Annotated in this window: 20 protein-coding genes and 2 tRNA genes; 12 read left to right on the top strand and 10 right to left on the bottom strand. The window is 65.6% G+C overall.

Going from position 1 to position 24,664, the window contains the following annotated elements; genetic code table 11:
- Positions 1-180: 180 nt before the first annotated feature.
- From ACVILL_RS08455 to ACVILL_RS08430, 6 genes are all read right to left on the bottom strand, one after another.
- Positions 181-3,690 carry a PAS domain-containing hybrid sensor histidine kinase/response regulator gene (locus ACVILL_RS08455; RefSeq protein ID WP_456728648.1) on the bottom strand — a complete coding sequence of 1,170 codons (3,510 nt, stop codon included), beginning with the start codon at positions 3,688-3,690 and terminating at the stop codon, positions 181-183.
- Positions 3,691-3,804: 114 nt separating this feature from the next.
- Positions 3,805-5,034 carry a 5-aminolevulinate synthase gene (gene hemA, locus ACVILL_RS08450; protein ID WP_456734209.1) on the bottom strand — a complete coding sequence of 410 codons (1,230 nt, stop codon included), beginning with the start codon at positions 5,032-5,034 and terminating at the stop codon, positions 3,805-3,807.
- 182 nt (positions 5,035-5,216) lie between these two features.
- On the bottom strand, positions 5,217-6,281 hold the full coding sequence (locus tag ACVILL_RS08445; RefSeq protein WP_456728647.1) for an MBL fold metallo-hydrolase: 1,065 nt from the start codon (positions 6,279-6,281) through the stop codon (positions 5,217-5,219).
- A 174-nt stretch (positions 6,282-6,455) separates the two neighbouring features.
- A complete protein-coding gene (locus ACVILL_RS08440; RefSeq protein WP_456728646.1) occupies positions 6,456-8,600 on the bottom strand; it encodes a methyl-accepting chemotaxis protein in 2,145 nt (714 codons plus the stop codon).
- A 371-nt stretch (positions 8,601-8,971) separates the two neighbouring features.
- Positions 8,972-9,718: an outer membrane protein gene (locus tag ACVILL_RS08435; RefSeq protein ID WP_456728645.1), complete on the bottom strand. Its 747-nt coding sequence runs from the start codon at positions 9,716-9,718 to the stop codon at positions 8,972-8,974.
- 356 nt (positions 9,719-10,074) lie between these two features.
- On the bottom strand, positions 10,075-10,395 hold the full coding sequence (locus ACVILL_RS08430; RefSeq protein ID WP_456728644.1) for a hypothetical protein: 321 nt from the start codon (positions 10,393-10,395) through the stop codon (positions 10,075-10,077).
- Between the two features lie 201 nt (positions 10,396-10,596).
- Here ACVILL_RS08430 and ACVILL_RS08425 point away from each other — a divergent pair, with 201 nt between their 5' ends.
- Positions 10,597-10,722 (top strand): hypothetical protein, encoded by a 126-nt coding sequence (locus tag ACVILL_RS08425; RefSeq protein WP_456728643.1) that lies wholly within the window; start codon positions 10,597-10,599, stop codon positions 10,720-10,722.
- Positions 10,723-10,779: 57 nt separating this feature from the next.
- Here ACVILL_RS08425 and ACVILL_RS08420 read toward each other — a convergent pair.
- Positions 10,780-10,854 (bottom strand) — tRNA-Thr (locus ACVILL_RS08420).
- A 567-nt stretch (positions 10,855-11,421) separates the two neighbouring features.
- Between ACVILL_RS08420 and ACVILL_RS08415 the strand changes: the two genes are divergently transcribed.
- Positions 11,422-13,122 carry an FAD-dependent oxidoreductase gene (locus ACVILL_RS08415; RefSeq protein WP_456728642.1) on the top strand — a complete coding sequence of 567 codons (1,701 nt, stop codon included), beginning with the start codon at positions 11,422-11,424 and terminating at the stop codon, positions 13,120-13,122.
- A gap of 118 nt (positions 13,123-13,240) precedes the next feature.
- Here the strand turns inward: ACVILL_RS08415 and ACVILL_RS08410 are convergent, their stop codons facing one another.
- Positions 13,241-14,572, bottom strand: coding sequence for an IS1182 family transposase (locus ACVILL_RS08410; protein WP_456728556.1), 1,332 nt, complete (start codon positions 14,570-14,572; stop codon positions 13,241-13,243).
- A 213-nt stretch (positions 14,573-14,785) separates the two neighbouring features.
- On the opposite strand from ACVILL_RS08410, the gene ACVILL_RS08405 reads away from it, so the two are divergent.
- The 10 genes from ACVILL_RS08405 to ACVILL_RS08360 all read left to right on the top strand — a co-directional run bounded on the left by ACVILL_RS08405 (position 14,786) and on the right by ACVILL_RS08360 (position 21,483).
- On the top strand, positions 14,786-15,094 hold the full coding sequence (locus ACVILL_RS08405) for a UBP-type zinc finger domain-containing protein (RefSeq protein WP_456728641.1): 309 nt from the start codon (positions 14,786-14,788) through the stop codon (positions 15,092-15,094).
- Between the two features lie 171 nt (positions 15,095-15,265).
- Positions 15,266-15,766 (top strand): hypothetical protein, encoded by a 501-nt coding sequence (locus tag ACVILL_RS08400; protein WP_456728640.1) that lies wholly within the window; start codon positions 15,266-15,268, stop codon positions 15,764-15,766.
- Between the two features lie 111 nt (positions 15,767-15,877).
- Complete coding sequence (locus ACVILL_RS08395) at positions 15,878-16,702, top strand: alpha/beta fold hydrolase (protein ID WP_456728639.1); 825 nt, start codon at positions 15,878-15,880, stop codon at positions 16,700-16,702.
- Between the two features lie 545 nt (positions 16,703-17,247).
- Entirely contained in the window at positions 17,248-17,676 is a 429-nt protein-coding gene (locus ACVILL_RS08390) for a DUF2948 family protein (RefSeq protein WP_456728638.1), read from the top strand.
- A 118-nt stretch (positions 17,677-17,794) separates the two neighbouring features.
- Complete coding sequence (gene hisD / locus ACVILL_RS08385; RefSeq protein ID WP_456728637.1) at positions 17,795-19,090, top strand: histidinol dehydrogenase; 1,296 nt, start codon at positions 17,795-17,797, stop codon at positions 19,088-19,090.
- Positions 19,087-19,593: a UPF0262 family protein gene (locus tag ACVILL_RS08380; RefSeq protein ID WP_456728636.1), complete on the top strand. Its 507-nt coding sequence runs from the start codon at positions 19,087-19,089 to the stop codon at positions 19,591-19,593. Before hisD ends, ACVILL_RS08380 begins: the two co-directional genes overlap by 4 nt.
- A 150-nt stretch (positions 19,594-19,743) precedes the next feature.
- A complete protein-coding gene (locus ACVILL_RS08375) occupies positions 19,744-20,208 on the top strand; it encodes an arsenate-mycothiol transferase ArsC (protein WP_456728635.1) in 465 nt (154 codons plus the stop codon).
- Positions 20,209-20,392: 184 nt separating this feature from the next.
- A complete protein-coding gene (locus tag ACVILL_RS08370) occupies positions 20,393-21,022 on the top strand; it encodes a Maf-like protein (protein WP_050423304.1) in 630 nt (209 codons plus the stop codon).
- A 63-nt stretch (positions 21,023-21,085) separates the two neighbouring features.
- Positions 21,086-21,268, top strand: coding sequence for a DNA gyrase inhibitor YacG (yacG, locus tag ACVILL_RS08365; RefSeq protein ID WP_456728634.1), 183 nt, complete (start codon positions 21,086-21,088; stop codon positions 21,266-21,268).
- 139 nt (positions 21,269-21,407) lie between these two features.
- Positions 21,408-21,483, top strand: a tRNA-Phe gene (locus ACVILL_RS08360).
- A gap of 156 nt (positions 21,484-21,639) precedes the next feature.
- On the opposite strand, the gene ACVILL_RS08355 is transcribed toward ACVILL_RS08360, so the two are convergent.
- Entirely contained in the window at positions 21,640-22,443 is an 804-nt protein-coding gene (locus tag ACVILL_RS08355; protein WP_456728633.1) for a hypothetical protein, read from the bottom strand.
- Complete coding sequence (locus ACVILL_RS08350; RefSeq protein ID WP_456728632.1) at positions 22,424-24,625, bottom strand: AAA family ATPase; 2,202 nt, start codon at positions 24,623-24,625, stop codon at positions 22,424-22,426. The genes ACVILL_RS08355 and ACVILL_RS08350 overlap by 20 nt, the downstream gene beginning before the upstream one ends.
- Positions 24,626-24,664: the final 39 nt, after the last annotated feature.

Genomic DNA, 24,664 nt, shown 5'->3' with positions numbered 1-24,664 from the left:
GCTTGATGATCTTGCGCTGGAGCATGTGGTTTCTGGTTGAGCCGGCCACACCACATGCTCGCTTCACCTCTCCCGCTTGCGGGCAGGGCAATCGCATATGACGTCCGCAAACTCTGGGGCTGACGTTTCCGCGTGCCGCGGCCGGGCTTGTCCCGGCTATCCACGTCTTTCCTCAGATGCTCACTCCGCCGCCACCATCTGCTGTGTCCGCCACTGCCCGAGCAGGGCGCGCAGCGACGCGGGTTTGACCGGCTTGTTCAGCACGGCGATGTTTTCCTCACGCGCGGCGGCGCGTACCGCCGGGCTGCGGTCGGCGGTGATCAGGATCGCCGGGATGTTGTCGCCGAAGCGGCGGCGGATCTCGCGGATCGCGGCGACGCCGTTGCCGCGGTCGAGGTGATAGTCGACCAGGACGCCGGTGACGCGGCCGCCGGCGGCCTCGATCGCGCTGATCGCACCGTCGGCATCGAGCACTGCGATCACCTCGGCGTCCCACGCCGTCAGCAGCGTCTTCATGCCGTCGAGAATCGCGGGATCGTTCTCGATGCAGACGATCAGCGAGCCGCTCATCGGCGTCTTCGACAGCGGCGTCGCGCTGGTGACGGCGGCGGTATGGTTGACCGCGGTCGCGACCGGCACCGTGACCGAGAACGCCGAGCCGCCGCTGACATTGGCCGAGATCGCGATGCGGTGGTTGAGCACGCGCGCCAGCCGCTCGACGATCGACAGCCCGAGGCCGAGGCCGCGGGCGATCCGGGCGCCCTGCTCGAGGCGATGGAATTCCTTGAAGATCTCGCCGCGCTTCTGCACGGGAATGCCGACGCCGGTGTCGAAGATGCCGATCTGGAGCGTATCGCCGCGGCGGCGGCAGCCGATCAGCACGCGGCCGCGCGGGGTATATTTGATCGCGTTGGAGATGAAGTTCTGCAACAGCCGGCGCAGCAGCGAGCGGTCGGATTCGACCGGCAGCGAGCAGGGCACGAAGCGCAGATCGAGGCCCTTGTCGCGCGCGATCGGCATGAACTCGATCTCCAGCGAGCGCATCAGGTCGGCCATCCGGAAGCTCGTGATCGCCGGCGTCATGGCGCCGGCGTCGAGCCTGGAGATGTCGAGCAGCGCGCCCAGAATGTCCTCGATCGCCTCGAGCGAGTCGTCGATGTTCTCGACCAGGCGCGAATCCTCGCCGCCGTTCTGGCGCTCGACCAGGCTCGTGACATAGAGGCGCGCCGCATTGAGCGGCTGCAGGATGTCGTGGCTGGCCGCGGCCAGGAAGCGCGTCTTGGAGGCGTTGGCGTCTTCCGCGATGCCCTTGGCGAGCGCGAGCTCCGAGTTCAGCCGCGTCAATTCCTCGGTGCGGTCGCGCACCCGCTTTTCCAGCGTCGCATTGGCGCGCTCCAGCGCCTCGGCGGCTTCGAAGCTCGGCGTGACGTCGGAGAAGGTGATGACGAGCCCGCCGCCCGGCATGCGGTTGGCGCGGACCTCGATCACCAGATGGCGGTCGGTGAAGCGTTCCAGATAGGGCTCGCCCTCGGTGGTGTAGGCGCGCAGCCGCTGTTGCAGCAGGCTGTCTCCGTCGCCGGCCGACGGCGGACTGATCGCGCCCATGAATTCGAGGATCTCGGGCAAGGGTATGCCGAGCTGCACGAGGTGCGGCGGCAGCCCGAGCAGTTCGGAGAACTGGCGGTTGGAGCAGATCAGCTGCAGATCGGCGTCGAACACCGCGATGCCCTGGCGCACATGATTGAGCGCGGTCTGCAGGATCTCGCGGTTGAAATGCAGCGCGGCGTGGGAATCGTCGAGCAGCTTCAGCGCGGCCTTGGCCGACACCGTGCGCCGCTGCAGCAGCAGCGACATCACGAGGCGCGAGGACGCCGCGCCGATCGAGGAGGCGATCAACCGCTCGGCGTGCTGCAGCAGCTCGAAATCGGCCGGCGCCGACGCCAGCAGCACGACATTGCGGTCGACGGCGAACGAGGCGAACGCCTCGCGGGTGCGCTCGGGGCCGAGATATTGCGTCACCGTGCTCTGGATGTCCTGCACCGTCACCGTGGTGCGCCAGCGGCGGAAGCTCGGCGCGATCGGCGCCAGCGCGTTGGGCACGAACACGTCGGCCTGCAACAGCTCGATCGAGGACGGCGCGCCCGCCAGCGAGAACAGCACATAGGTGAGGATGTTGAGCGCGAGGCTCCACAGCACGCCGTGCAGCAGCGGCGGCATGTCGGCGCCGAACAGCGCCTGCGGCCGCAGCGCCTCGATCCCGAACGGCCCATGCTGCAACAGCATCAGGCCGGCGGTCGAGTTCTCCAGGAAGCTCGGGATGAACAGCGTGTAGAGCCACATCGCGAAGCCGGCCAGCATGCCCGCCATGGCGCCGCGTGCGGTGGCCCGGCGCCAGAACAGGCCGCCGAAGAAGGCCGGCGCCAGCTGGGTGATGGCGGCAAAGGACAACAGGCCGATCGCGACCAGCTGGGTGTTGCCGAGCGCGCGATAGTAGAAATACGCCATCACCATGATGGCGAAGATCGAGAAGCGGCGCGCCTTCAGCAGGAAATCGCCGAAGTCCTTCTGGCCGGCGCCGATATCGTCGCTGCGCGGCAGCACCAGCGGCAGCACGATGTCGTTGGAGACCATGATCGACAGCGCGACGCATTCGACGATCACCATCGCGGTCGCCGCCGACAGCCCGCCGACGAACACCGCGAGGCTGAGCAGTTGCGAATTGCCCTCGATCGGCAGCGCCAGCACGAACATGTCGGCATCGACGGCGCCGAACGGGAAAATCACGAGGCCGGCGATCGCGATCGGGATCACGAAGATGTTGATCACGATGAGGTAGAGCGGGAACAGCCAGCGCGCCCTCGTGACCTCGGCGGGCGTCGAATTCTCCACCACGCTGACATGGAACTGGCGCGGCAGCAGCATCACCGCGCAGAACGACAGCAGCGTCATGATCAGGAAATTGCCGATCGACGGCACATATTCGATCGCGCGCACCGCCTCCGGCGTCTTCAGGGCGCGCTCGTAGAGCTCCACCGGAGAGAACATCCAGAAGGTGACGAAGGCGCCGGCGGCGATGAAGGCGACCAGCTTGACGATGGATTCGGCGGCGATCGCCAGGATCAGGCCGTGCTGGTGCTCGGTGGCGTCGGTGTGGCGGGTGCCGAACAGCACCGCGAACACCGCCATCGCCAGCGTCACCATCAGCGCGATGTCGCCGATGATCGGGACTTTCGAGAACGCCTGATCCTCGCTCAGGATGGTCTCCAGGGACGAGGCCATCGCCTTGAGCTGCAGCGCGATGTACGGCACCGAGCCGATGATCGCGATCAGCGCTACCGTCGCCGCGACCGCCTGGCTCTTGCCGTAGCGGGCGGCGATGAAGTCGGCGATCGAGGTGATGTTCTGCGACTTGGCGAGCGCGATGACGCGGCGCAGCAGCGGCGTGCACAGCCCGATCATCACGATCGGGCCGACATAGATCGCCAGGAAGTCGATGCTGGTGCGGGTGGCGAAGCCGACCGAGCCGAAGAAGGTCCAGGAGGTGCAGTAGATCGCCAGCGACAGCGGGTAGATCCAGTGGCTGGCACGGCCGCGCTCGCCCGGCGGCATCCGGTCGCCGCGGCTGGCAATGAAGAACAACAATCCGATGTAGGCGAACGCCGTGGCGATTACGCCCCAGTCGTGCAGCATCGCTGCTCATCTCCTGTCCCGGCCGCCAAAAAGGGCCGGATGTCAGGATTATAACGCAAAGGCCGGCCGCGCGATGCACGGCCGGCCCAAATTCGCAGCTTGAAGCGGATAGGGTTACTCGGCGGCCAGCGGCTTCCGGTGCAGGGGCAGGCCGAGCCGGTCCCAGACCTGGAGCAGGGCCTCGGCCAGCGCGTCGATCAGGCCGTCGTCATGGTAGGGCGAGGGCGTGATGCGCAGCCGCTCGGTGCCCTTGGCGACCGTCGGATAGTTGATCGGCTGGATGTAGATGCCGTGGTCCTCGAGCAGCAGGTCGGAGGCGCGCTTGCACTTCTCGGGATCGCCGACGAACAGCGGCACGATATGGGTGTCGCTCGACATCACGGGCAGGCCGGCGGCGGTCAGGATCGCCTTGGTGCGGGCGGCGCGGTCCTGGTGGCGCTCGCGCTCCCAGTTCGAGGTCTTCAGGTGGCGGATCGCGGCGGTCGCGGCCGAGCAGATCGCCGGCGGCAGCGCGGTCGTGAAGATGAAGCCCGGCGCATAGGAGCGCACCGCGTCGATCACCTCGGCCTTGCCGGCGATATAGCCGCCGAGGCAGCCGAACGCCTTGGCCAGCGTGCCTTCGACGATATCGATCCGGTGCATCACGCCGTCGCGCTCGGCGATGCCGCCGCCGCGCGGGCCGTACATGCCGACCGCATGCACTTCGTCGAGATAGGTCATGGCGCCGTATGTCTCGGCGAGATCGCAGATCTTGCCGAGCGGCGCGACGTCGCCGTCCATCGAATAGAGGCTCTCGCAGACGATCAGCTTCGGCCGGTCGGGACCGGCGGCGATCAGGAGCTCTTCGAGATGGGCTGTGTCGTTGTGGCGGAAGATCTGGCGGTCGCAGCCGGCCTGGCGCACGCCTTCGATCATCGAATTGTGGTTCAGCGCGTCCGACAGGATCAGGCAATTCGGAATGAGCTTGGCGAGCGTCGAGATGCCGGTCTGGTTCGAGACATAGCCCGAGGTGAACAGCAGCGAGGCTTCCTTGCCGTGGAGGTCGGCGAGCTCGGCCTCGAGCTGCACCAGCGGATGATGGGTGCCCGCGATGTTGCGGGTGCCGCCGGCGCCGGTGCCGACCCGGGTCGCGGTCTCGACCATGGCGCCGACCACCTTGGGGTGCTGGCCCATGCCGAGATAGTCGTTGGAGCACCAGATCACGACGTTGCGGCTGCCTTTCGGCGAATGCCAGGTCGCGTGCGGGAAGCGTCCCGCGATCCGCTCGAGGTCGGCGAACACCCGATAGCGCCGCTCGTCATGCAGGCGGTTGAGGGCGGTATTGAAGAACTGGCTGTAATCCATCGGCAAACCCAGAAAGCGGAACCTGACCGGAAGAAACTGCATCTTCTTAGAGCTTTTCCAGCTCTAATGTCCATGCATTGGCCCACATCTGGGCATGCGTTGCAGTTGGGCAAATTGCCCTAGTTGGCTCCGTTCGGTCTGTTTTGCTCAAATCGACCGGGACGCCGCCGCCCCGGCCCGGCTCAGGTCGTCCTGAAGCGCAGCATGCCGTCGTCGTGCATTTCGGCCGTCAGACGGCCCTCGACCAGCATGTAGTTGACATGGGCGACCAGTTCGCCGGCCGCAAAGCCCATCTGGTGCTCGTCCAGCACATGCTTGTGGAACACCACGGGCACCAGTTCCTTGGAGGTCTGCGGCACCTCGCGGCAGGCCTCGGCGATCAGCCGGCAGCGCTCCTCATGGTGATCGGCGAGCTGCTTGATCCGGGTCTTCAGCCCGTAGAACGGCACGCCGTGGCCGGGCAGCACCATCACGTCGTAGGGCAGGGTGGTGGTCAGGCTCGCCAGCGAGGCCAGATATTCGCCGAGCGAGTTCTGCTCGGGCTCGACCGCCCAGACGCTGACATTGGGCGAGATCTTGCTCAGCACCTGATCGGCGGACAGGAACAGCTTGTCGGCGGCGCAATACAGCATCACCTGGTCGAGCGCGTGTCCGCCGCCGGTGATCACCTTGAAGCGCCGCGTGCCGATCACGACCTCGTCGCCATGGGTGAGGCGGTGATAGGACGGCGGCAGCACCGACACGCGCTTCAGGTAGTCCTGGCCGCGGCCGAGCAGTTTCTCGGTCAGGTCCTCGTCCATGCCGTGGCGGCGGAAGAACAGCCGCTGCGCATTGCGCCGCTCCTCGGTGCCGCGGTTCTGGTGATAGACCGATTGCAGATATTCCACCTGCGACATGAACAGCGGGCAGTCGAAGCGCTCGGTGATCCAGCCGGCGAGACCGACATGGTCGGGGTGCGAATGCGTCACGATCAGCCGCTTGACCCTGACGTGCGTCAGCGGTCCCTCGAACAGCGTGGTCCAGGCCGCGATCGATTCCTCATTGCCGAAGCCGGCATCCACCATGGTCCAGCCGTCGCCGTCGGCGAGCAGGTAGATGTTCACATGGTTGAGGCGGAACGGCAGCTTCAGCCGCGCCCACAGCACGCCGGGGGCCACCTCCACGACCTGGTCGTGGCCGGGATGATTTTCCCAGGGGTATCGCAGTGCCTCCGCCGAGGAGTGCACGGGGTCGGTCTTCTTGTCCATGCTACGGGCTTAGCGGCACACGGGCCGCCGCGCCAGCCGAAAAATCAGATAGTCGTCCGGAGAATTGACCCATTCCCGTAGCCCGGATGAAGCGAAGCGCAATCCGGGGCAGCCGGTCCACGACGCGCGGCCCCGGATTTCGCTGCGCTCCATCCGGGCTACGGAATATCGGAGTTACGCCGCGCGGATGTTCGACAGGAAGCCGTCGATCTCGGAGCGCAGCACGTCGGCCTCGCGGCGCAGCGCGTCGGAGGCGCTCAGCACCTCGCCGGCAGCAGTGCCGGCCTCGGCCGAGGCGGTCGAGACGCCGACGATGTTGCTCGACACCTCGCTGGTGCCGCCCGCCGCATGCTGGATGTTGCGGGCGATCTCGCGGGTCGCCGCGCCCTGCTCCTCGACGGCGGCGGCGATCGCGGTGGTGACGTCGTTGATCTCGCCGATCGTGCTCGAGATGTTGCGGATCGCGGAGACGGCCGTCGTCGTCACCTCCTGCATGCTGACGATCTGCTGGCGGATTTCCTCGGTCGCCTTCGCGGTCTGGCTCGCGAGGTTCTTGACCTCGGAGGCGACCACCGCAAAGCCGCGGCCGGCCTCGCCGGCGCGCGCCGCCTCGATGGTGGCGTTGAGCGCCAGGAGATTGGTCTGCGAGGCGATGGTCTGGATCAGATCGACCACGACGCTGATGCGCGCGGCGTTGTCGGCAAGCCCCTGCATCGTTGAGTCGGTGGCGCTGGCCTCCTCCACTGCCTTGCGGGCGATCTCCGCCGAGGTGACGACCTGGCGGCCGATCTCCTGGATCGACGACGACAGTTCCTCGGTGCCGGCCGACACCGTCTGCACGTTGACCGAGGTCTCCTCGGCGGCGGAGGCCACCGCGTTGACCAAGGCGCTCGACTGGTCGGCGGTCGCCGACATGCTCTGCGCGGTCGACTGCATCGAGTTCGCCGCGGTCTGCAGGCTGCCGAGCGCGCTGCGGACGTTGGACTCGAACGCGACGATCTGGGTCTCCATGCGCGAGGCGCGCTCCGCCTTGGCGCTGCGGTCCTTGTTCTGGTTCTCGGCGAGCTCGCGGCTCTCGATCATGCTCTCGCGGAACACCTGCAGCGCGTCGGCCATGACAGTGATCTCGTCGCGCTGGCGGCTCTGCGGGATCTCGGTGTCGAGGTCGCCGTCCGACAGCAACTGCATCGAGCGCTGCAAACCGCGGATGCGGCGCAGGATGTTGCGCCCGACATAGAGCCAGACGAACAGGAACGAGCCGACCAGCGTCAGTGCGCCGAGGCCGATCATGACCGTGGTCGCGAGCGAGATCTGCTGCCGCGCCTGGAAGGTCGACGCATCGGTCTCCTTCTGCACGGCGTCGACCAGCTGCTGGACGCTGATGCCGAGCCCGACATTGAGCTTGCGGGTCTCTTCCAAAATGGTCTGGCCGTAGTCGATCGAGTCGAGCTCCTTCTGGCGGATCTTGAACACGCCGGTCTTGCCTTCGCCGAGCACGAGCAGCTTCGTGGCGGTGTCGCGCACGGCGACGATCGCCGGATTGTTCGGCAGGTCTTCGAGGTTGGACTTGACGCGCTCGCGGCCCTTCTTGAACTCGGCCTCGATCGCATCGAGCGTCTCGCTGGAATTCGCCGACAGCGCCGCGGTCATGTCCGCGGCCATCAGATTGCCGGCGGCGAGCACGTTGCTGATCTGGCCGACGGTGCGGGCCGCCTCGGTGGCGTCGTCGGCGGAAACTTCGGCCGCCGCGAGGATCGCGTTGAGCCGGGTCTGCGCGTCGAGCATCGCCGGGCTCGCGGCGGAGACGAAGGCGGCCTGCGCCTTGCGCAACGCATTATACTGCTTGTCGCGCAGCGCGCCGACCTCGAGCCGCTCGCGTGCCGCCGAGATCAGGCTCTTGGTGGCCTCGTCGGTGTTCTTGACGTTCTCCTGCAGCGCGCTGACGACGGATTTGTCGGCGCCGAGCTCGATGATCTCGCCGAGCTTGGCATTGGTCTGCTGCGCGACCTCCTGCACCTTCTTGGTGCGGTCGTTCAGCGCGTCCTCGCTCTGCACGGCGAGCAGGCCGGGACCCTGGGCTGCGAGCGAGGCGCTCTGCGCCGACAGTTGCAGGCTCGCGGCAAGCCGCGGAATGTCGCGGCCGGAGAGATCGCTCATGGTGCCGCCGAGCTGATGCAGCACGATGCCGGCGCCTGCGCTGATCACGAGCGCCATGCCCGCGATCACCGCGAAGGCCGCGAACAGGCTGCCCCTGACGCCCATCTGCGGCAGGCGGATACGCTTGAGATTTGGTTTGCCGAGCTTGAACCGAAACGCCATTGCCCCCGTGTCCCCCTGAGCACTACTCTTGGATGTTTCCCCGGCGCGGGAGTATCGGTGCGGCGGGTTAACAAAATCGGGAAAATTGTGGCGATCTGCCGGATTTTTCACGACTTGCCGCGCTGTCATGGTTCGCTGTGCGGAATCGGTGCACGCGACCGGACGCAAAAAAGGCCGGCGTGAGCCGGCCTTTCCACTCTTGGTTGTGGTGTCGGCTTCCAAGCCGTGATTCCATCCGGTCCGTCATTGCGAGCGCAGCGAAGCAATCCATCGCGCAGCAAGTCCAGACGTGGATTGCTTCGTCGCTTCAGCGCAAAATTGGCTTTGCAATTTTGTCGCGAGCTCCTCGCAATGACGAGGATAGATTCACCTCAATAGCGGCCGTAGGCGGGGCCGCCGAGGTTGCCGAGATTGAAGCGGTAGTTGAGGCCAGCCTTCACCGTGTGCTCGTCATTGTGGAAGCTGCCGACCGGCACCAGCGCGCTGGGCGCGGTGAAGCGGCTGTCGCCGAAGTCGTAGTACTGGTACTCGACCTTGGCCGACCAGTTCGGCGCGAACATGTACTCGACGCCGCCGCCGATGGTCCAGCCGTTGCTGTGATTGTCGGTGAGCGCGAAGCCGACCGGCGCGCCGCCGAGCGTTACCGTTTCGTTGTTGTCGGAGTAGGCGTAGCCGCCCTTCACATAGATCAGGCCCGGGCCCCAGGTGTAGCCGACGCGGCCGGTGATCGAGCCGATGCCGCGCTGGTTGTTGTTGTAGACATAGCCGCCCGGGAAGATCGCGTTGAGCTGGTGGCCGCTGAGCCAGGAGTACTGGCCTTCGAGGCCGATCACCCACATCGGCGACAGCTGCCAGTCGTAGCCGCCCTGCACGCCGCCCATGAAGCGGGCATCGGAGTCGGACAGCGCGAGGCCGTTGAAATTGTTGTTCTGCGAGAACACGCCGCCGAGATGGCCGCCGAGATAGAAGCCGGTCCAGTTGTAGAGCGGCGCGGCGTAAACGGGCGCGGGCGCCTGCTGGTAATAGCCGCGGGAGCCGAGGTCGGCGGCCTGGGCGGTCGCGCCAAAGGCGGCGACGGCAGCAACTGCGGCTGCGGTTGCGAGCAGGAACTTCTTCATGGGGGCAGTCTCCGGACAAGTCATGAGGCGCAGCGTGAATGGCGCCATCCATGAGCGATGCGTTAGACCGCATTTGAATAAAATGCTGTCACCGGAACGCTGCTCGGAACGCTAAGTCGCACCGTTTGCGCTTAAACGTTTTCTTGTGCCTAACGAACCCTTAAGCCGGGATGAAGGAAGGCTTAACGCGCCGCGCGCGACAGGCGTCACAAGACCCTCATGGTGAGGAGCGCGAAGCGCGTCTCGAACCATGAGGCCCGTTCTGTGGCCTACATCCTTCGAGACGCCCGCTCTGCGGGCTCCTCAGGATGAGGGGACATGGCGTTCTGACGCAGTAGAGTTAACCGGCCTGTCGGCTAGGCGAGCCGCTTGCGCACGTCGTCGCGCATCTGCTCGCGGAATGCCTCGCGGCGCGCGGCACGGTCCTTGACCGGCACGTCGTGGCGATCGAACACGTCGAACTTCTCCAGGATCGGATAGTGCTCGCTCGCCATCGCCAGCACGCGCAGCAGCCCGGCGACCTTCGCCGGCGGGCCGGTGACTTCCCACCTGCGCAGCTTCTCGGCGCCGCCGGCGCCCGTCAACCCGCACAGCTTCGCCATGTCGGCCACCGTCAGCTTGCGGCCGATCGCCTCGCCGAGATGTTCGCGCAATTTCCTCAGTTCTGGGCCGGTCACTCTTAGGTCCGCTCCGCGATGGCAAAATGTGAAGTGAGTCACATGACGTGCTCGGGATGCAGGCTATACGCCGCGCATGCGACTTCTAGAGCATGATCCGGAAAAGTGCGAAGCGGTTTTCCGAAAAGATCATGCTCAAACAAGAAGCCAAAGTGCGACGGCACTTCAACCTGAGTTCATCGCGCCTGAAGGGAATCCATCATGCACGGCATCATCGAAAGCCTCAGCCCCGAGCACGGACAGATCGATTGGACATGGGTCGGCAGCGTGTTCGCGTTCTATATCGTGCTGATGATCGGCGGAGCAGGGTTGTTGCTCGCGCATTGATCCGGCTGACGCGGCGGGGCGCGTGCTCATCGCGGCGATCGTTGTTGCGAAAGATCCTGGTGCTGCCAGACAGGATTGAACTGTCGACCTCTCCATTACCAATGGAGTGCTCTACCACTGAGCTACGGCAGCATGCCCGGGAAAAATTGAATCGGCCCCAAGGGCCCGTCCAAGCGGGCGGTTCTTGCCACAGGCCTCCCTTTCGCGCAAGCGAAACAGCGCCCCTCTTGCCGGTGAAATCGGCCGAATTGGCGTTCCGCGGCGGCGAATGCGTCCAATCGGGCCGTTTTCGGCCGGAATCGGTTCCCTAATCCTGCCGGAAGGCTCCCGATCCGCCAAGTCAGCGAATCATGCCGTCGCGTGCAACTGGCCGACCGGGCAGGGTGCGCGGGCTGCGGCCATTGTCTATGCTCGCCACGTGCAGGGCGTCGGCGGTTCGAGAGTTTTGAAATGACAGGCGATCGGGACAGAGGCGGCGGGCCGGCCGGGGCCCGCGTGAAGGATTCACGACAGGATCGTCTCAAGCTGGCGCTGCGCGAAAATCTGAAGCGGCGGAAATCGCAGGCGCGCGGTCGCGAGGATGTGGCTTCCGAACCAGCCCATGTCTCGCTAGATGACGGCCCGGACGACGACGGCGGAAGCGAGCCTGGCCGCTAACCCGGCTCGCAGGTGTGGTGCAAAGAGAAGCGGGTCGCCGACATGGCTATAGTAGAAGACACGACAATCAACCGGCTCAACGCAACCGCCACCGCCTTCCCGCGCCATGAGCAGACCTTTCCGACCCTGACCGCGCATGAGATCGAGCGGATGCGCCGCTTCGGCGAGCCGCGCTCGTACAAGGACGGCGAGGCGCTGTTCGAGACCGGCAAGCCCGGTCCCGGCATGTTCGTTGTGCTGTCGGGCAGCGTGTCGATCACCCAGCGCGACGGCCTCGGCCGTGTCACGCCGATCATCGACCAGGGGCCGGGGCAGTTTTTGGCCGAGATCGGCCAGCTCTCCGGCCGCCCCGCGCTGGTCGACGGCCATGCCGACGGTATCGTCGAGACCTTGCTGCTGCCGCCCGACCGGCTGCGTGCGCTTTTGGTCGCCGAGGCCGACCTCGGCGAGCGCATCATGCGCGCGCTGATCCTGCGCCGCGTCAGCCTGATCCAGGGCGGCGCCGGCGGGCCGGTGCTGATCGGCTCGGCGTCGGTCGGCAACATGGCGCCGCTGCAGAATTTCCTGACGCGCAACGGCCAGCCGCATCACGTGCTCGATCCCGAGGCCGACACCGATGCCGCAGATCTCATCGCGCGCTATTCGCCGACGCGCGCCGAGATGCCGCTGGTGGTCTGTCCCAACGGCACGGTGCTGCGCAATCCCTCCGAGATTGCGCTGGCGATGGCGCTCGGCATGATCGGCAACAATACGCAGGACAAGCTCTACGACGTCGCCGTGGTCGGCAGCGGCCCCGCCGGGCTCGCCACCGCGGTCTATGCGGCTTCCGAAGGCCTGTCGGTCGCGGTGTTCGATTCCCGCGCCTTCGGCGGCCAGGCCGGCGCCAGCATGCGGATCGAAAACTATCTGGGCTTCCCGACCGGCATCTCCGGCCAGGCGCTGGCCGGGCGGGCCTTCAACCAGGCGCAGAAATTCGGCGCCGAGATGCTGATCCCGGTCTCGATCAAATCGCTCGACTGCTCGAAGGCGTCAGGTGCGTTCGCACTCGATACTGCCTGCGGGCATAAGCTGCGCGCGAGATCGGTGGTGGTCGCAAGCGGCGCGCGCTATCGCCGGCCGGTGATCGACAATCTCGAGGCCTATGAGGGCCGCGGCGTCTGGTACTGGGCCTCGCCGATCGAGGCGCGGCTCTGCGCCCAGCAGGAGGTCGTGCTGGTCGGCGGCGGCAACTCCGCGGGCCAGGCGGCGGTGTACCTGTCGGCGCATGCCCGCAGGGTCAACATGATGATCCGCGGCGGCGGGCTCGGCTCCAGCATGTCGCGCTATCTGATCGAGCGCATCGAGGCGACGCCGAACATCGAATTGATGTTCAACACCGAGGTGGTCGGGCTCGAAGGCGCGGAGACCCTGGAGCGCGTGCGCTGGCGCAGCCGGCTCGCACCCGACGAGTTCACGATGGATATCGGCAATCTCTTTTTGTTCGTCGGCGCCGATCCGGCGACCGGCTGGCTCGAGGGCTGCGGGGTGCAGGTCGACCGCGGCGGCTTCGTGAAGACCGGCATGCAGAACGGTGAGGGCGCGCGCGCCGTGCCGCTGCTCGAGACTACGGTGCCCGGCGTGTTCGCGGTCGGCGACGTCCGCTCCGGATCGGTCAAGCGCGTCGGCGGCGCGATCGGCGAAGGCGCGCAGGTGGTTGCTGCCCTGCATGGCTATCTCGCCGATGCCGGGAGTCCGTCGTTGTAGTTGATAGTCGATGCGACGAATGCAGAGAGTCCCGTCATCCTGAGAGGCTGTGACCCTATTTGAAGTTAGCAGCTGCGGCAAAAGCGGGATTGGGCTTTGACGATTTGATGGCCAGGCTTCAAGCTGCAGCCTGGAGCAGGCGGTGGCCGGCCAGGATGTTGTTGGTGAGTGCGAACCAGCGCAGGACCGTCTGGACCTTTTTGAGGCCGCGTACGGTGAACTGCTGCAGGCCCCAGTTGCGGAAGCGAGCGTTGATACACTCCGCCTGGGCTCGACGCTTGTAGATCGACTTGCCACGTGGGCTCTTCATGCGGGCTCGCCAGGCGGCGACGCCGGGCCCATCGTTGTCGCGTGGCTCATATGGGTCGCGCTGGTGCTTGCTGCGTGAAGGCGGCCCGTAGACCTTGATGCCGCGGTCAGCCGCCCACTCGGTATCCTCATTCTTGTTGAAGCCGCCGTCGATCAGCAACCGCTTCGGCCATCGGCCATGGCGGCGGTTGATCTCCTCCAGCATCGGCCGGGCCAAGCCGCGGTCGGAGCCGACGGTTTTGACGTCCGGGATGATCACGATCTGGCCACCGGCGACGGTCGAGAGCTGGCAATTGTAGGCGGGGCGGAAGCCGCCATCGGCCATTTTCATGACGCGGGCATCGGGGTCGGTGGTGGAGGCGCGCGGCTCCTTCTGCTTCTCGACCTCCTTCTTGTTGGTCTTGCTGCGCCGTTCGCGTTCCGCCTCGATCTCGGCCAGCTTTTTCAGCGCTGCCGCCACGCGCTGCTCGCGTTCACGCAGGGCCCGTTCGTTGGCCGCAGCGATCCGCCGGCTGCTGGCTTGCGGATCGTCGGCTGCTTCGTCCTTCAGCTGTCGGATCAATCGTTGCGCCTTGCGCAACTCCTTGTGAAGCTTCCTGCGGCGGCGGAACGACTTGCTCCCAGCCGAGGCACGTACCCGCACTCCGTCCTGCGCCACCTCATCGAGGTCGATGATCTCGGCCACCGACAGGCTGGCGATGTTTTCGCTCAACAGCCGATCCAGAAGCTCCGGATGCGCCGTGCGGAAGTCGGCAAGGCCGTGATAGTTCACACTCACCCCGCCGCAGAGCCACCGATAGACGTCGTGGCTCTCACACAGCCTGGCCAGCGCTCGCGCGCTGCCAACCCCCTCGCTCGTCGCATAAAGCCACAGTGCCAGTAAAAGCCGCGGGCTCGCCGGGGCCTGTCCCGCCGTGTGGGTTCGAGCTCTAATCGCCTCTTCAAGCTCGCCCAGATCAAGCTTCTCGACGTAAGCCCAGATCACCCGGACTGGATGATCGGCGGCTACCAGCGCCTCCAGATCGACTGCCCGAAGCTCGATCTGATCGCGTACCGGTTCCCGCATCCGCGGCTGCCCCGGATCGCTCTCCCGCTCAGCTTTCTGTACCGGAAGATCGGCAAACAGTTCGTCGCCAGGCATCGCTGCACCTCTCGGATAGTACAGCTGCAGGAATCACTCCGCGTAGGAAAACTCAACCCTCATCCCGAACAAAGATTCACACCCTCTGAGGAGCCGCGAAGCGGCGTCTCGAAGGATCGACGGCCCCGCCTGTGGCCGATTCATCCTTCGAGACGCGCGTTCCGCGCTCCTCAGGATGACGGGTTAAAAAAGACGCACAAGCAAGAGGTCACAATGTCAAAAGGCTGCACCCATCTCGCCGGCATCCAGGACGTCACGCCGAGCGCGCTCGGCTGCGAGGAATGCCTGAAGAGCGGCAGCCGCTGGCTGCATCTGCGGATCTGCCGCAGCTGCGGCCATGTCGGCTGCTGCGACGATTCGCCGAACCGCCATGCAACGGCGCACTTCCACGCCACCGGCCACCCCGTGATCGAGGGCTACGATCCGCCGGAAGGCTGGGGCTGGTGCTATGTCGACGAAGTGCTGTTCGACCTGTCGAAACGCAGGACGCCGCACAACGGACCGATCCCGCGCTACTATTGATTCAACGTCTCACGACGACCACGTGCTGCGGTGCGTGACACCGGCGCGAAATTTTTCAGCAAGCGCCGGCATTATTTTCATGCGATGTCGGCCATCCTGCCATCGAACCATGTAGCAATTTTCAAGGACGCATCGTAACGTGGTGCGGGTTCTCAACGGGGAGTGCGCCACATGTCGACGATCGTGCTTGTGCATGTCATTATCAGCCTGATTGCCATTGTCGCCGGTGTGATCGTGATGTTCGGCCTGCTCGGCTCGCGCTCGATGCCCGGCCTGACCTCGATCTTCCTCATCCTCACGATCCTGACCAGCGCCACCGGCTTCGTGATCCCGCCGCTGGTGACGGAGAAGCTGCTGCCGTCGCACATCATCGGCGGCCTCTCGCTGGTGCTGCTCGCGATCGCCTGCATCGCGCTGTATGCGATGCAGCTCAGGGGCGCCTGGCGCCCGGTCTATATCGTGACCGCGATGGTCTCGCTCTATCTCAACGTCTTCGTGCTGGTGATCCAGAGCTTCCTCAAGATCCCTGCGCTGCAGGCACTGGCGCCGGCGGTGCCGCCGAACCCGCCGGCGGGGCCGGTGTTTGCGGCGATACAGGGCATCGTGCTGGTGTTCTTCGCCGTGATGATCATCGGCGCCTGGCGCCGGTTCAGGCCGGCCATGTTCGCCTGATCATTCCGGGGCGCGCGAAGCGCGAACCCGGAATCTCGCAACCCAAACTTCTGGATTCCGGGTTCACGCTGCGCGCGCCCCGGAATGACGATCAGCTGAAGGAGTGCTTCAATGCCCACCATCACCACCAAAGACGGCGTCGAGATCTTCTACAAGGATTGGGGTTCGGGCCAGCCGATCGTGTTCAGCCATGGCTGGCCGCTGTCGTCGGACGACTGGGACGCGCAGATGCTGTTCTTCCTCAACCACGGTTTCCGCGTGGTCGCTCATGATCGCCGCGGCCACGGCCGCTCCGCCCAGGTCGCCGATGGCCATGACATGGATCACTATGCCGATGACCTCGCGGCCGTCACCGCGCATCTCGACCTGAAGAACGCCGTGCATGTCGGGCATTCCACCGGCGGCGGCGAGGTCGTGCACTACATCGCGCGCCACGGCGAGAGCCGGGTGGCGAAGGCGGCGATCCTCAGCGCCGTGCCGCCCTTGATGGTGCAGACGGCGAACAATCCCGGCGGCCTGCCGAAGTCGGTGTTCGACGGCTTGCAGGCCCAGCTCGCCGCCAACCGCTCGCAATTCTACCGCGATCTGCCGACCGGACCGTTCTACGGCTACAACCGGCCCGGCGCAAAACCGTCGGAAGCCGTGATCCAAAACTGGTGGCGGCAGGGCATGATGGGCGGCGCCAAGGCGCATTACGACGGCATCGTCGCGTTCTCGCAGACCGACTTCACCGAGGACCTGAAGAAGATCACCGTGCCGGTGCTGGTGATGCATGGCGACGACGACCAGATCGTGCCCTACGCCGATTCCGCTCCGCTCTCGGCCAAGCTTTTGAAGAACGGCACGCTGAAGACCTACAAGGGCTTTCCGCACGGCATGCCGACCACCGAAGCGGAGATTATCAACGCGGACCTGCTGGCGTTCATCAAGGGGTGAGGCGGCTGGCTGCGCTCGCCGAGGAACGCTGAACTAAGCGCGGCCCTAACGACTGCGACGTGAGGAGGCCACAGGCGGTAGGGTTCCCTCCCCCCTTGCGGGGGAGGGTTAGGGAGAGGGGCCCACACGACGCGCTCTCTCGAAATGCCCTTCGATGATCGGTTGCGATGCCGATCGCTTCATCGATCATCTCGCCCGGGTCACACCCCTCTCCCCACCCTCCTCCGCAAGGGGGGAGGGAGCCTGACCGCAGTGCTCACCTCACTAGGGCTGATGCGCTAATCTACGTGCTCCGAGGACGCGGCATCCCCGCATCCGGCGAGAAGGAGCTCATCGCATGAAAGTCGTCCTGTTCGACCGGCATGGGTCGGGCAGGGCGTGCCGCGCGAATGCCTGCTCGATCCCCATGTCGAACGCCGTCGCCCTCAGCTCCTTTGCATGGGGTTGTTTTCGATATTTGCTCGTGCGCTCGCCGGTTCCCTCGATCGGCATTTCCTCGCGGCCGCGTGGTACCTCCGGCGGCCGAAGGCGTTATAATTACCGCCATGTTCCCACCCGCGCCGCTGAAACTGATCGCTCTCGACGCCGATGACCTCGCGGTCATCTCCGCTCACGTGCAGGACGCCCGCGTCCAGCCCTCCGACATCATCTGGCGCCAGGACGAGAAGCGCCTGGTGGTCGGCCTGAACCGGCTCGACTGGGAGCAGACCCTGTCCGGCGGCACCTGCTCGCGCCGGCTGATCGCCGCGCTCAGGTTCGACCGGGTGCTGGCATGCAAATCGCGCAATATCGACCTCGAAGCCCCGGAGGCGGCCCTGGAACTGCTCGGGATCGAGTTCTATGCCTCCGACCCGCCCGGCGGCAGCGCGCTCTTGATGTTCGGCCATGGCGGGGCGTTGCGGCTGGATGTCGAGTGCCTGGAGTGCGAATTGACCGATCTTGGGGATGACGATCTCGGGATGGCGGTGGGTTAGTTAACCGTCGTCCCGGCGAAGGCCGGGACGACGGCGCGTTGTGTGTTTTCCAAGGGTTGACGGCCATTATCCGCCGCGCCATTGAGCAGGGAGCCGAACTCCTCCTAAGAAAGCCGTCATGCCCGTTCGCCTGGACCGACAGAGCGCCGATTTCGACCAGCGTTTCCGCGATTTCCTGGCGGCCAAGCGCGAGGTATCGGCCGACGTCGAGCGCGCCACCCGCGCCATCGTCGACGACGTGGCGGCCCGCGGCGATGCCGCGCTGCTCGAGGCGACCAAGAAGTTCGACCGGCTCGATATCGACGCCGCCGGCCTGCGCGTCACCGCGGCCGAGATCGACGCCGCGGTTGCGGCCTGCGACCCCAAGACGGTCGAGGCCCTGACATTCGCCCGCGACCGGATCGAGACCTTCCATCGCCGCCAGCTGCCGAAGGACGAGCGCTTCACCGATGCCGCCGGCGTCGAGCTCGGCTGGCGCTGGAGCGCGGTCGATGCGGTCGGGCTTTATGTGCCCGGCGGCACCGCCGCCTATCCGTCCTCGGTGCTGATGAACGCGGTGCCGGCCAGGGTGGCCGGCGTGCCGCGGGTGGTGATGGTGGTGCCGGCGCCGGACGGCAAGCTCAACCCGCTGGTGCTGGCGGCCGCCCATCTTGGCGGCGTGTCCGAGATCTACCGGGTCGGTGGCGCCCAGGCGGTGGCCGCTTTGGCCTATGGCACGGCAACGATCGCGCCAGTGGCAAAAATCGTCGGTCCCGGCAACGCCTATGTCGCCGCCGCCAAGCGGCTGGTGTTCGGCAAGGTCGGCATCGACATGATTGCCGGCCCTTCCGAGGTGCTGGTGATCGCCGACGCGACCTCCAATGCCGACTGGATCGCGGCGGATCTTTTGGCGCAGGCCGAGCATGACGTCAGCGCGCAGTCGATCCTGATCACCGACAGCGCGCGGCTCGCCGCCGATGTCGAGCGCGCGGTCGAGGCGCAGCTCGCGACGCTGCCGCGTGCGGCGATCGCGCGCGCCTCGTGGAACGATTTCGGCGCCGTCATCATGATTGCAAAACTCGACGACGCGGTCGAGCTCGCCAATGCGATCGCCGCCGAGCATCTGGAGATCATGACCGCGGACGCCGAGGGCCTGTCGAAGAAGGTCCGCAATGCGGGCGCGATCTTCCTCGGGCCGCATACGCCGGAGGCGATCGGCGACTATGTCGGCGGCTCCAACCACGTGCTGCCCACCGCGCGCTCGGCGCGATTCTCCTCGGGCCTCGGGGTGCTTGACTTCATGAAGCGAACCTCGATCCTGAGGTGCGGGCCGGATCAGCTTCGTGCGCTCGGGCCCGCCGCGATGACGCTCGGCCAGGCCGAGGGTCTCGATGCCCATTCACGTTCCGTCGGATTGCGCCTCAATCTCTCATGAACAAGCCACCAGACGACGAGGATTCCAACAATCGCATCGTCGCGGTGACGCTCGACGAGGAATCGATCGGCCGTTCCGGGCCCGACATCGAGCATGAGCGGGCGATCGCCATCTACGATCTGGTCGAGCAGAACCTGTTCGCGCCCGAAGGCGCCGCCGGGCCGGGCCCCTACACGCTGCATATCGCGATCACCGGCAACCGGCTGATGTTCGATATCCGCAAAGAAGACGGCTCGCCGGTGGTCGCGCATCTGTTGTCGCTGACCCCGTTCCGCCGCGTCGTGAAGGACTACTTCATGATCTGCGACAGCTACTATCAGGCGATCCGTACCGCGACACCGGACAAGATCGAGGCGATCGACATGGGCCGTCGCGGCATCCATGACGAGGGCTCGCGCACGCTGCAGGAGCGGCTCAAGGGCAAGGTGCGCGTCGACTTCGAGACCGCGCGGCGGCTGTTCACGCTGATCACTGTGCTGCACTGGAAGGGTGAGGGCGCATGATCCCGAAAAGTGGGTACCGGTTTTCGGTCGCGACAAACGCAAGCGTTTGCGCCGAGATCATGCGCCAAAATAAGAGGCGCATGATCACGATCATGGTCTCTGTCTCGCTAAACGACGGGGGCGTACCCCGGTCGAAAAAAGCCTGATCGCATGGAAGCGCCGCGCGCGCGCAACCCCCAGGCCGTGCTGTTCGCATGCGGCCACAACGCCGTGCGCTCGCCAATGGCCGAAAGCCTGCTGCAGCACATGTTCCCGCAAGGCGTCTATGTCCGCTCGGCCGGCGTCAAGAAGGGCGAGCTCGATCCGTTCGCGGTCTCCGTGATGGCCGAGTTCGGTCAGGACATTTCCGGCCACAAGCCGCAAACCTTCGAGGAACTCGAGGATTGGGAGGGGCTGAACTTCGACCTCATCATCACGCTGTCGCCGGAGGCGCATCACAAGGCGCTGGACCTGACCCGCACGCTTGCCGCCGATGTCGAATACTGGCCGACGCATGACCCGACCGGCACCAGCGGCAATCGCGAGCAGAAGCTCGCCGCCTATCGCGAGGTCTGCGACGGGCTCTTGATGCGGATCCGCCGCCGCTTCGCCAAGGCCGGTGCGGCGAACCTGTGAGGCGCTCGGTGAGGTTCCGATTCGCAGAACCGGCCCTTGTCGCCAGACTGACAAACAGCTGTGCTTATGGGGCCTTGTCTCCAAGCGGGAGCGCGATTCGCGGCCGGTTCCAAGGTTGTGCATCCATGCCCCATCCGATAGGTTCCGCCCGCGTCCGTCCCCCCGATCCAGCCCAAAAGCCCGCATGCTAGGCCGTCCCAAATTCGTTCTTGCTTCCGGTTCGCCGCGGCGGCTGGCCCTGCTCAACCAGGCCGGCATCGAGCCCGACGCGCTTCGCCCGGCCGATGTCGACGAGACCCCGCGGCGGGGCGAGCTGCCGCGCGCCTGTGCCAACCGCCTGGCGCGTGCGAAGGCGGACGCGGCGCTGAAGTCGGTTCAGCTCGACGACGATTTGCGCGGCTCCTTCATCATCTCCGCCGACACCGTGGTCGCGGTCGGCCGCCGCATTTTGCCCAAGGCCAATCTGGTCGACGAGGCCGCGCAGTGCCTCAGGCTGCTGTCGGGCCGCAATCATCGCGTCTACACCGCGATCTGCGTGGTGACGCCGCGCGAGGCGTTCCGCCAGCGCCTGGTCGAGACGCGCGTGCGCTTCAAGCGGCTCAGCGAGGACGACATCCAGGCCTATATCGGCTCCGGCGAATGGCGCGGCAAAGCCGGCGGCTACGCCGTGCAGGGCATCGCCGGATCCTTCGTGGTCAAGATGGTCGGCTCCTACACCAACGTGGTCGGCCTGCCGCTCTACGAGACCGTGACCCTGCTCGGCGGCGAAGGCTTTCCGATCCGCCACGGCTGGCTCAACGCCGTCGCGGTGTGAGTTCGAGGAACCTCGCGTCTTCAACGCCCTTGCATCTCGATTGATGTAAGCTACGTCCGAGCCATGACCGACCAGCCCCGAACGCCCCCGGCTACCCCGCGCGCCTGCCCGATCTGCGGCAAGCCCGTCGAGCTGGCCTTCCGCCCGTTCTGTTCGTCACGCTGCCGCGACGTCGACCTCAACCGGTGGCTGACCGGCCGCTATGTCGTTCCCGGCCGCGAGGACGACGAGGAGGACCCGGAATAGCCAAGATTCCCAACAAGTTGGGGAAACTTCGGAATGCGGGCCTGCCACGCCGAAGCCTTTGGCGAAGGCGGGTGGACACAGCGCCCCGACCTCTCTATAAACCGCCCGCTCGCTCCGGCCTTTTCGGCCCCGCGGGTTTGCCCAGGTAGCTCAGTTGGTAGAGCATGCGACTGAAAATCGCAGTGTCGGTGGTTCGATCCCGCCCCTGGGCACCACGCTTCGCCCTTGCGGGCTACGCGTGGCGGGGCCACGCAAGATAGCGACGCGATGCGTGTCCGGCGTAGCTTGAGCAGAGCGAAGAAGGACTTTTCCTCTCATGGCCGATTTGATCGGCTCGTGGCCTGGACGAGCAGACCGGTGAATTGAGCCACCTACCGATAGTCCTTGTTGTTGATCGTCTTGCTGTCCTTGCCTTCGTCTCCGCCGGTCGGCATGCATTCGACCTGCACGAGGTCGGGATAGAGCTCCCAGGATCGCACCAGAAATTTCCGGCGCACGCCGTAAGAGGTGATGACGCAGCGGTTCAGCACCGGGCTGACGGCGGCGGCGACGTAGCCGGGATAGAACAGTGAACCATGATGGAGGATGCTCCAGATCTCGTTGAACCAGGTCGCGCGCACCCGGAAGGTCACGGTGTTCTGCTCGGTGCAGGGCAGCGTCTCGCAACCGTAGACCTCGTGGACCTCCTGGCCTTCGGTTTGCGAACTGGAGAGGTTCTGGGAGTTGGAGAGATAGAGCTGCTCGTCGCGCTGCACGGTCGCCAGGTACCACGGCAGGGTCGCCGCGACCGTCACCGCGCCGTAGACGACGTAGCAGACGGCGATCGTCGCGAGGATCACGATTCCGCCGCGCGCCTTGCTGAATTCCGGATCGCCATAGGCGTCCTTGGCGTAGACGCAGCGCGCCCATAGCGCGCGGTAGCCGGCGAATAGCCAGCGCACGAAGCGGTAGATCCGCCAGGTGACCGGCGCGATCAGCTTCAGGTAGATCCATCCGCAGGAGCGGACGAACTGCGACCAGAACCGGCCGAGCATGCTCAGTTCGCGGTGGGCGCGCCCGATCTCGGACTGGTCGTAGGACTTCTTGGCCTCGTAGGCCTTGGTCTTGAAGTCGGACAGCGTCTTGTCGATGCCGTCCAGCAACGCATTGGCGTCGTCATGCGGCTTTTCTGTCATGGGGGATCCAGCTCGACGTGAAATTGCGGCTCGTGGCATCGAAGCCGATGTCGAGCGTGCCACGGAAGGCGGCGTCCGCCATCGTCTTCTCGACGATCATGGCTTCGATGCGTTTGATGCGCCCCGGCAGGCCGCGCGCGCCGATCTCGGGCGAATAGGTCTTGTCGCAGAACTCGCGCAGCTGGGCCTCGGGGAAGCGCACCTCGATCGATTGCGCCATGTAGAAGGCGTTGATGCGCGAGATCTCGCGGAACACGATCTTCTCGATCGTGTCCATGTTGAGCTTGTGGAACAGGATGATGTTCTCGCGGCCCTCGAAGCGGTTCAGGAATTCGGTCCGGAAGGCCTTCTTCAGGTCGCGGATGGTGAGCTCATAGGCTTCATCCTGGCTCAGATCGCCGGGACCGGTGCCGACCCGCAGCGCATGATCCGCGCCGATGTTGGTGGTCATCGGCATCACCACGTCGCCGAACTCGACCTTGCGGCCGAGATTGTCGCGGCAGCGGCCGTCGTCGAGGATGTTGAGGCAGATGTTGAATATGTCGGGGTGAGCTTTTTCGATCTCGTCCCACAGCATGACCTGATACGGATTGGCCCGCACCGAATTGGTCATCTCGCCGCCGGCCGCGAAGCCATCGTAGCCCGGAGGCGCGCCGATCAGCTTGGTGACGTCGTTCTTCTCCATGAACTCGCCCATGTCGTAGCGGTTCAGCGCCTTGTCGGTGTCGAACAGGGCTTCCGCTAGACCCTTGGCGACCTCGGTCTTGCCGACGCCGCTGGCGCCGCAGAACAGGAACGGCAGCGGCCTGTCGGTGCGCCGTCCGCGCCGCCAGACCTTGACCGCGCGATCGACATGATCGAGCACGTCGTCCTGGCCGAACACGCGCCGCTTCAGTGAGCCGTGCAGATTGAGCAGCTTGACGGCGTCGTTCTGCTTGAGCTTGGAGGCATCGATACCGGAGATCAGCGAGAATTCGTCGATCACCATATCCGCGGTGAACAGCAACCGGTCGTTGATCTCCTTGGTGACGGCCTTGTACTTCACCCGATTTTCGTCGACGGCCGCCTGGGTCCGCGCGATCTCGCCGCGTAGCTGGAGGATCTCGGGCGTCGCGTAGCCGGAGGCTCTCGCGATCAGGTCGAAATCGGCATCGCCGGCGGAAGCCTTGCCGGCGGGCTCGTCGAGGTGCCGCTTCTTCTCTTCTTCCTCGAGCGCGCGCAGCTGGGCTTCCATGTGTGCGATCGACTTCTCGCCGTCGCGTTGCGCCGCGTAGTAGTCCTTGATCCTGGCCTGGTATTCGGCGAACTCGGCCTTGTGGCGTGCGATGGCGGCGCGCACGGCAGCGGCCTTCTCCTCGTTTCCGGCGGCCGACCCGCTGGCCGTGAGGCGCGCCAACTCCGCCTCCAGCTGCGCGAGCAGCGGCGGCGTCGAATGCGCTCGCAGCAAATAGCGCGCCATGCCGCGATCGAGCAGGGTGCGGGTGCGCGCAGGCTGCGCCGCGGTCAGGCCGGTGTCGAGCGAACGATACTTGCTCGACATGTCGATGGCGGCCTTGACCGCGGCCGGATCAATCCGGACCTCGTAGTTCTCCTCGAGGTCCTTGGCGCCGTGCAACGCGATCTCCTCGAGTTCGGCGCCGACCGGCTCGGTCAGGTCCATCAGCGTGAAGTGATCGCGGAAGTCGGAATGGCACTTGAGGACCTGCGTCAGGTCGGCCTCGCGTACTTCGAGGAAGACCTGCGTCTTCTTCGCCTTCACCATTGCCGTCAGCGCGTTGACGATGTGCATCAACCCGCTGTTGCGCAGCGCATCGATCAGATCGAGCGTGTCCTCGACGATCAGCACGCTGTCCGGGGTGCGGTTCAGGATGGCGAAGATCGCCTTGAACTGCTTGACGATCGCGTCGTTGTCGCCGAGCCCGAACAGGCCGTCGGTGTCGAGCCAGAACAGCCGCTTGTTGACGATGTCGAACGGCGCGTCGGGGTCGGCCTTGCGCGCCTGCAGCGCCTGCGCCAGTGTGGTGATGCCGACGCCGCTCGGGCCGGAGACGATCACGCTGTTGGCTTCCATCCGCGTCAGGATGGTGCATAGCTCCTCGAACTTCTCGGTGCGGCCAACCAGCTTGAAGTTCTTCCGGCTGGTGAGCATGTCGCTGCCGGTGATCAGGAAGTTGTCGGCCATCGGGATTCCCATCAGTCAGGCTTGCAGGTGCGGAAGGCC

The organism is Bradyrhizobium sp. USDA 3364, assembly GCF_054056355.1.
The sequence above is the reverse complement of the archived record's forward strand: the minus strand, read 5'-3'. Positions and strand labels throughout refer to the sequence as shown.

What these genes read in the sequence shown, in the direction of transcription:
- ACVILL_RS08455 (WP_456728648.1), bottom strand. Translation starts at nt 3,690, where the DNA reads ATGCTGCACGACTGGGGCGTAATCGCCACGGCGTTCGCCTACATCGGA.
- hemA (WP_456734209.1), bottom strand. Translation starts at nt 5,034, where the DNA reads ATGGATTACAGCCAGTTCTTCAATACCGCCCTCAACCGCCTGCATGAC.
- ACVILL_RS08445 (WP_456728647.1), bottom strand. Translation starts at nt 6,281, where the DNA reads ATGGACAAGAAGACCGACCCCGTGCACTCCTCGGCGGAGGCACTGCGA.
- ACVILL_RS08440 (WP_456728646.1), bottom strand. Translation starts at nt 8,600, where the DNA reads ATGGCGTTTCGGTTCAAGCTCGGCAAACCAAATCTCAAGCGTATCCGC.
- ACVILL_RS08435 (WP_456728645.1), bottom strand. Translation starts at nt 9,718, where the DNA reads ATGAAGAAGTTCCTGCTCGCAACCGCAGCCGCAGTTGCTGCCGTCGCC.
- ACVILL_RS08425 (WP_456728643.1), top strand. Translation starts at nt 10,597, where the DNA reads ATGCACGGCATCATCGAAAGCCTCAGCCCCGAGCACGGACAGATCGAT.
- ACVILL_RS08415 (WP_456728642.1), top strand. Translation starts at nt 11,422, where the DNA reads ATGGCTATAGTAGAAGACACGACAATCAACCGGCTCAACGCAACCGCC.
- ACVILL_RS08410 (WP_456728556.1), bottom strand. Translation starts at nt 14,572, where the DNA reads ATGCCTGGCGACGAACTGTTTGCCGATCTTCCGGTACAGAAAGCTGAG.
- ACVILL_RS08405 (WP_456728641.1), top strand. Translation starts at nt 14,786, where the DNA reads ATGTCAAAAGGCTGCACCCATCTCGCCGGCATCCAGGACGTCACGCCG.
- ACVILL_RS08400 (WP_456728640.1), top strand. Translation starts at nt 15,266, where the DNA reads ATGTCGACGATCGTGCTTGTGCATGTCATTATCAGCCTGATTGCCATT.
- ACVILL_RS08395 (WP_456728639.1), top strand. Translation starts at nt 15,878, where the DNA reads ATGCCCACCATCACCACCAAAGACGGCGTCGAGATCTTCTACAAGGAT.
- ACVILL_RS08390 (WP_456728638.1), top strand. Translation starts at nt 17,248, where the DNA reads ATGTTCCCACCCGCGCCGCTGAAACTGATCGCTCTCGACGCCGATGAC.
- hisD (WP_456728637.1), top strand. Translation starts at nt 17,795, where the DNA reads ATGCCCGTTCGCCTGGACCGACAGAGCGCCGATTTCGACCAGCGTTTC.
- ACVILL_RS08380 (WP_456728636.1), top strand. Translation starts at nt 19,087, where the DNA reads ATGAACAAGCCACCAGACGACGAGGATTCCAACAATCGCATCGTCGCG.
- ACVILL_RS08375 (WP_456728635.1), top strand. Translation starts at nt 19,744, where the DNA reads ATGGAAGCGCCGCGCGCGCGCAACCCCCAGGCCGTGCTGTTCGCATGC.
- ACVILL_RS08370 (WP_050423304.1), top strand. Translation starts at nt 20,393, where the DNA reads ATGCTAGGCCGTCCCAAATTCGTTCTTGCTTCCGGTTCGCCGCGGCGG.
- yacG (WP_456728634.1), top strand. Translation starts at nt 21,086, where the DNA reads ATGACCGACCAGCCCCGAACGCCCCCGGCTACCCCGCGCGCCTGCCCG.
- ACVILL_RS08355 (WP_456728633.1), bottom strand. Translation starts at nt 22,443, where the DNA reads ATGACAGAAAAGCCGCATGACGACGCCAATGCGTTGCTGGACGGCATC.
- ACVILL_RS08350 (WP_456728632.1), bottom strand. Translation starts at nt 24,625, where the DNA reads ATGGCCGACAACTTCCTGATCACCGGCAGCGACATGCTCACCAGCCGG.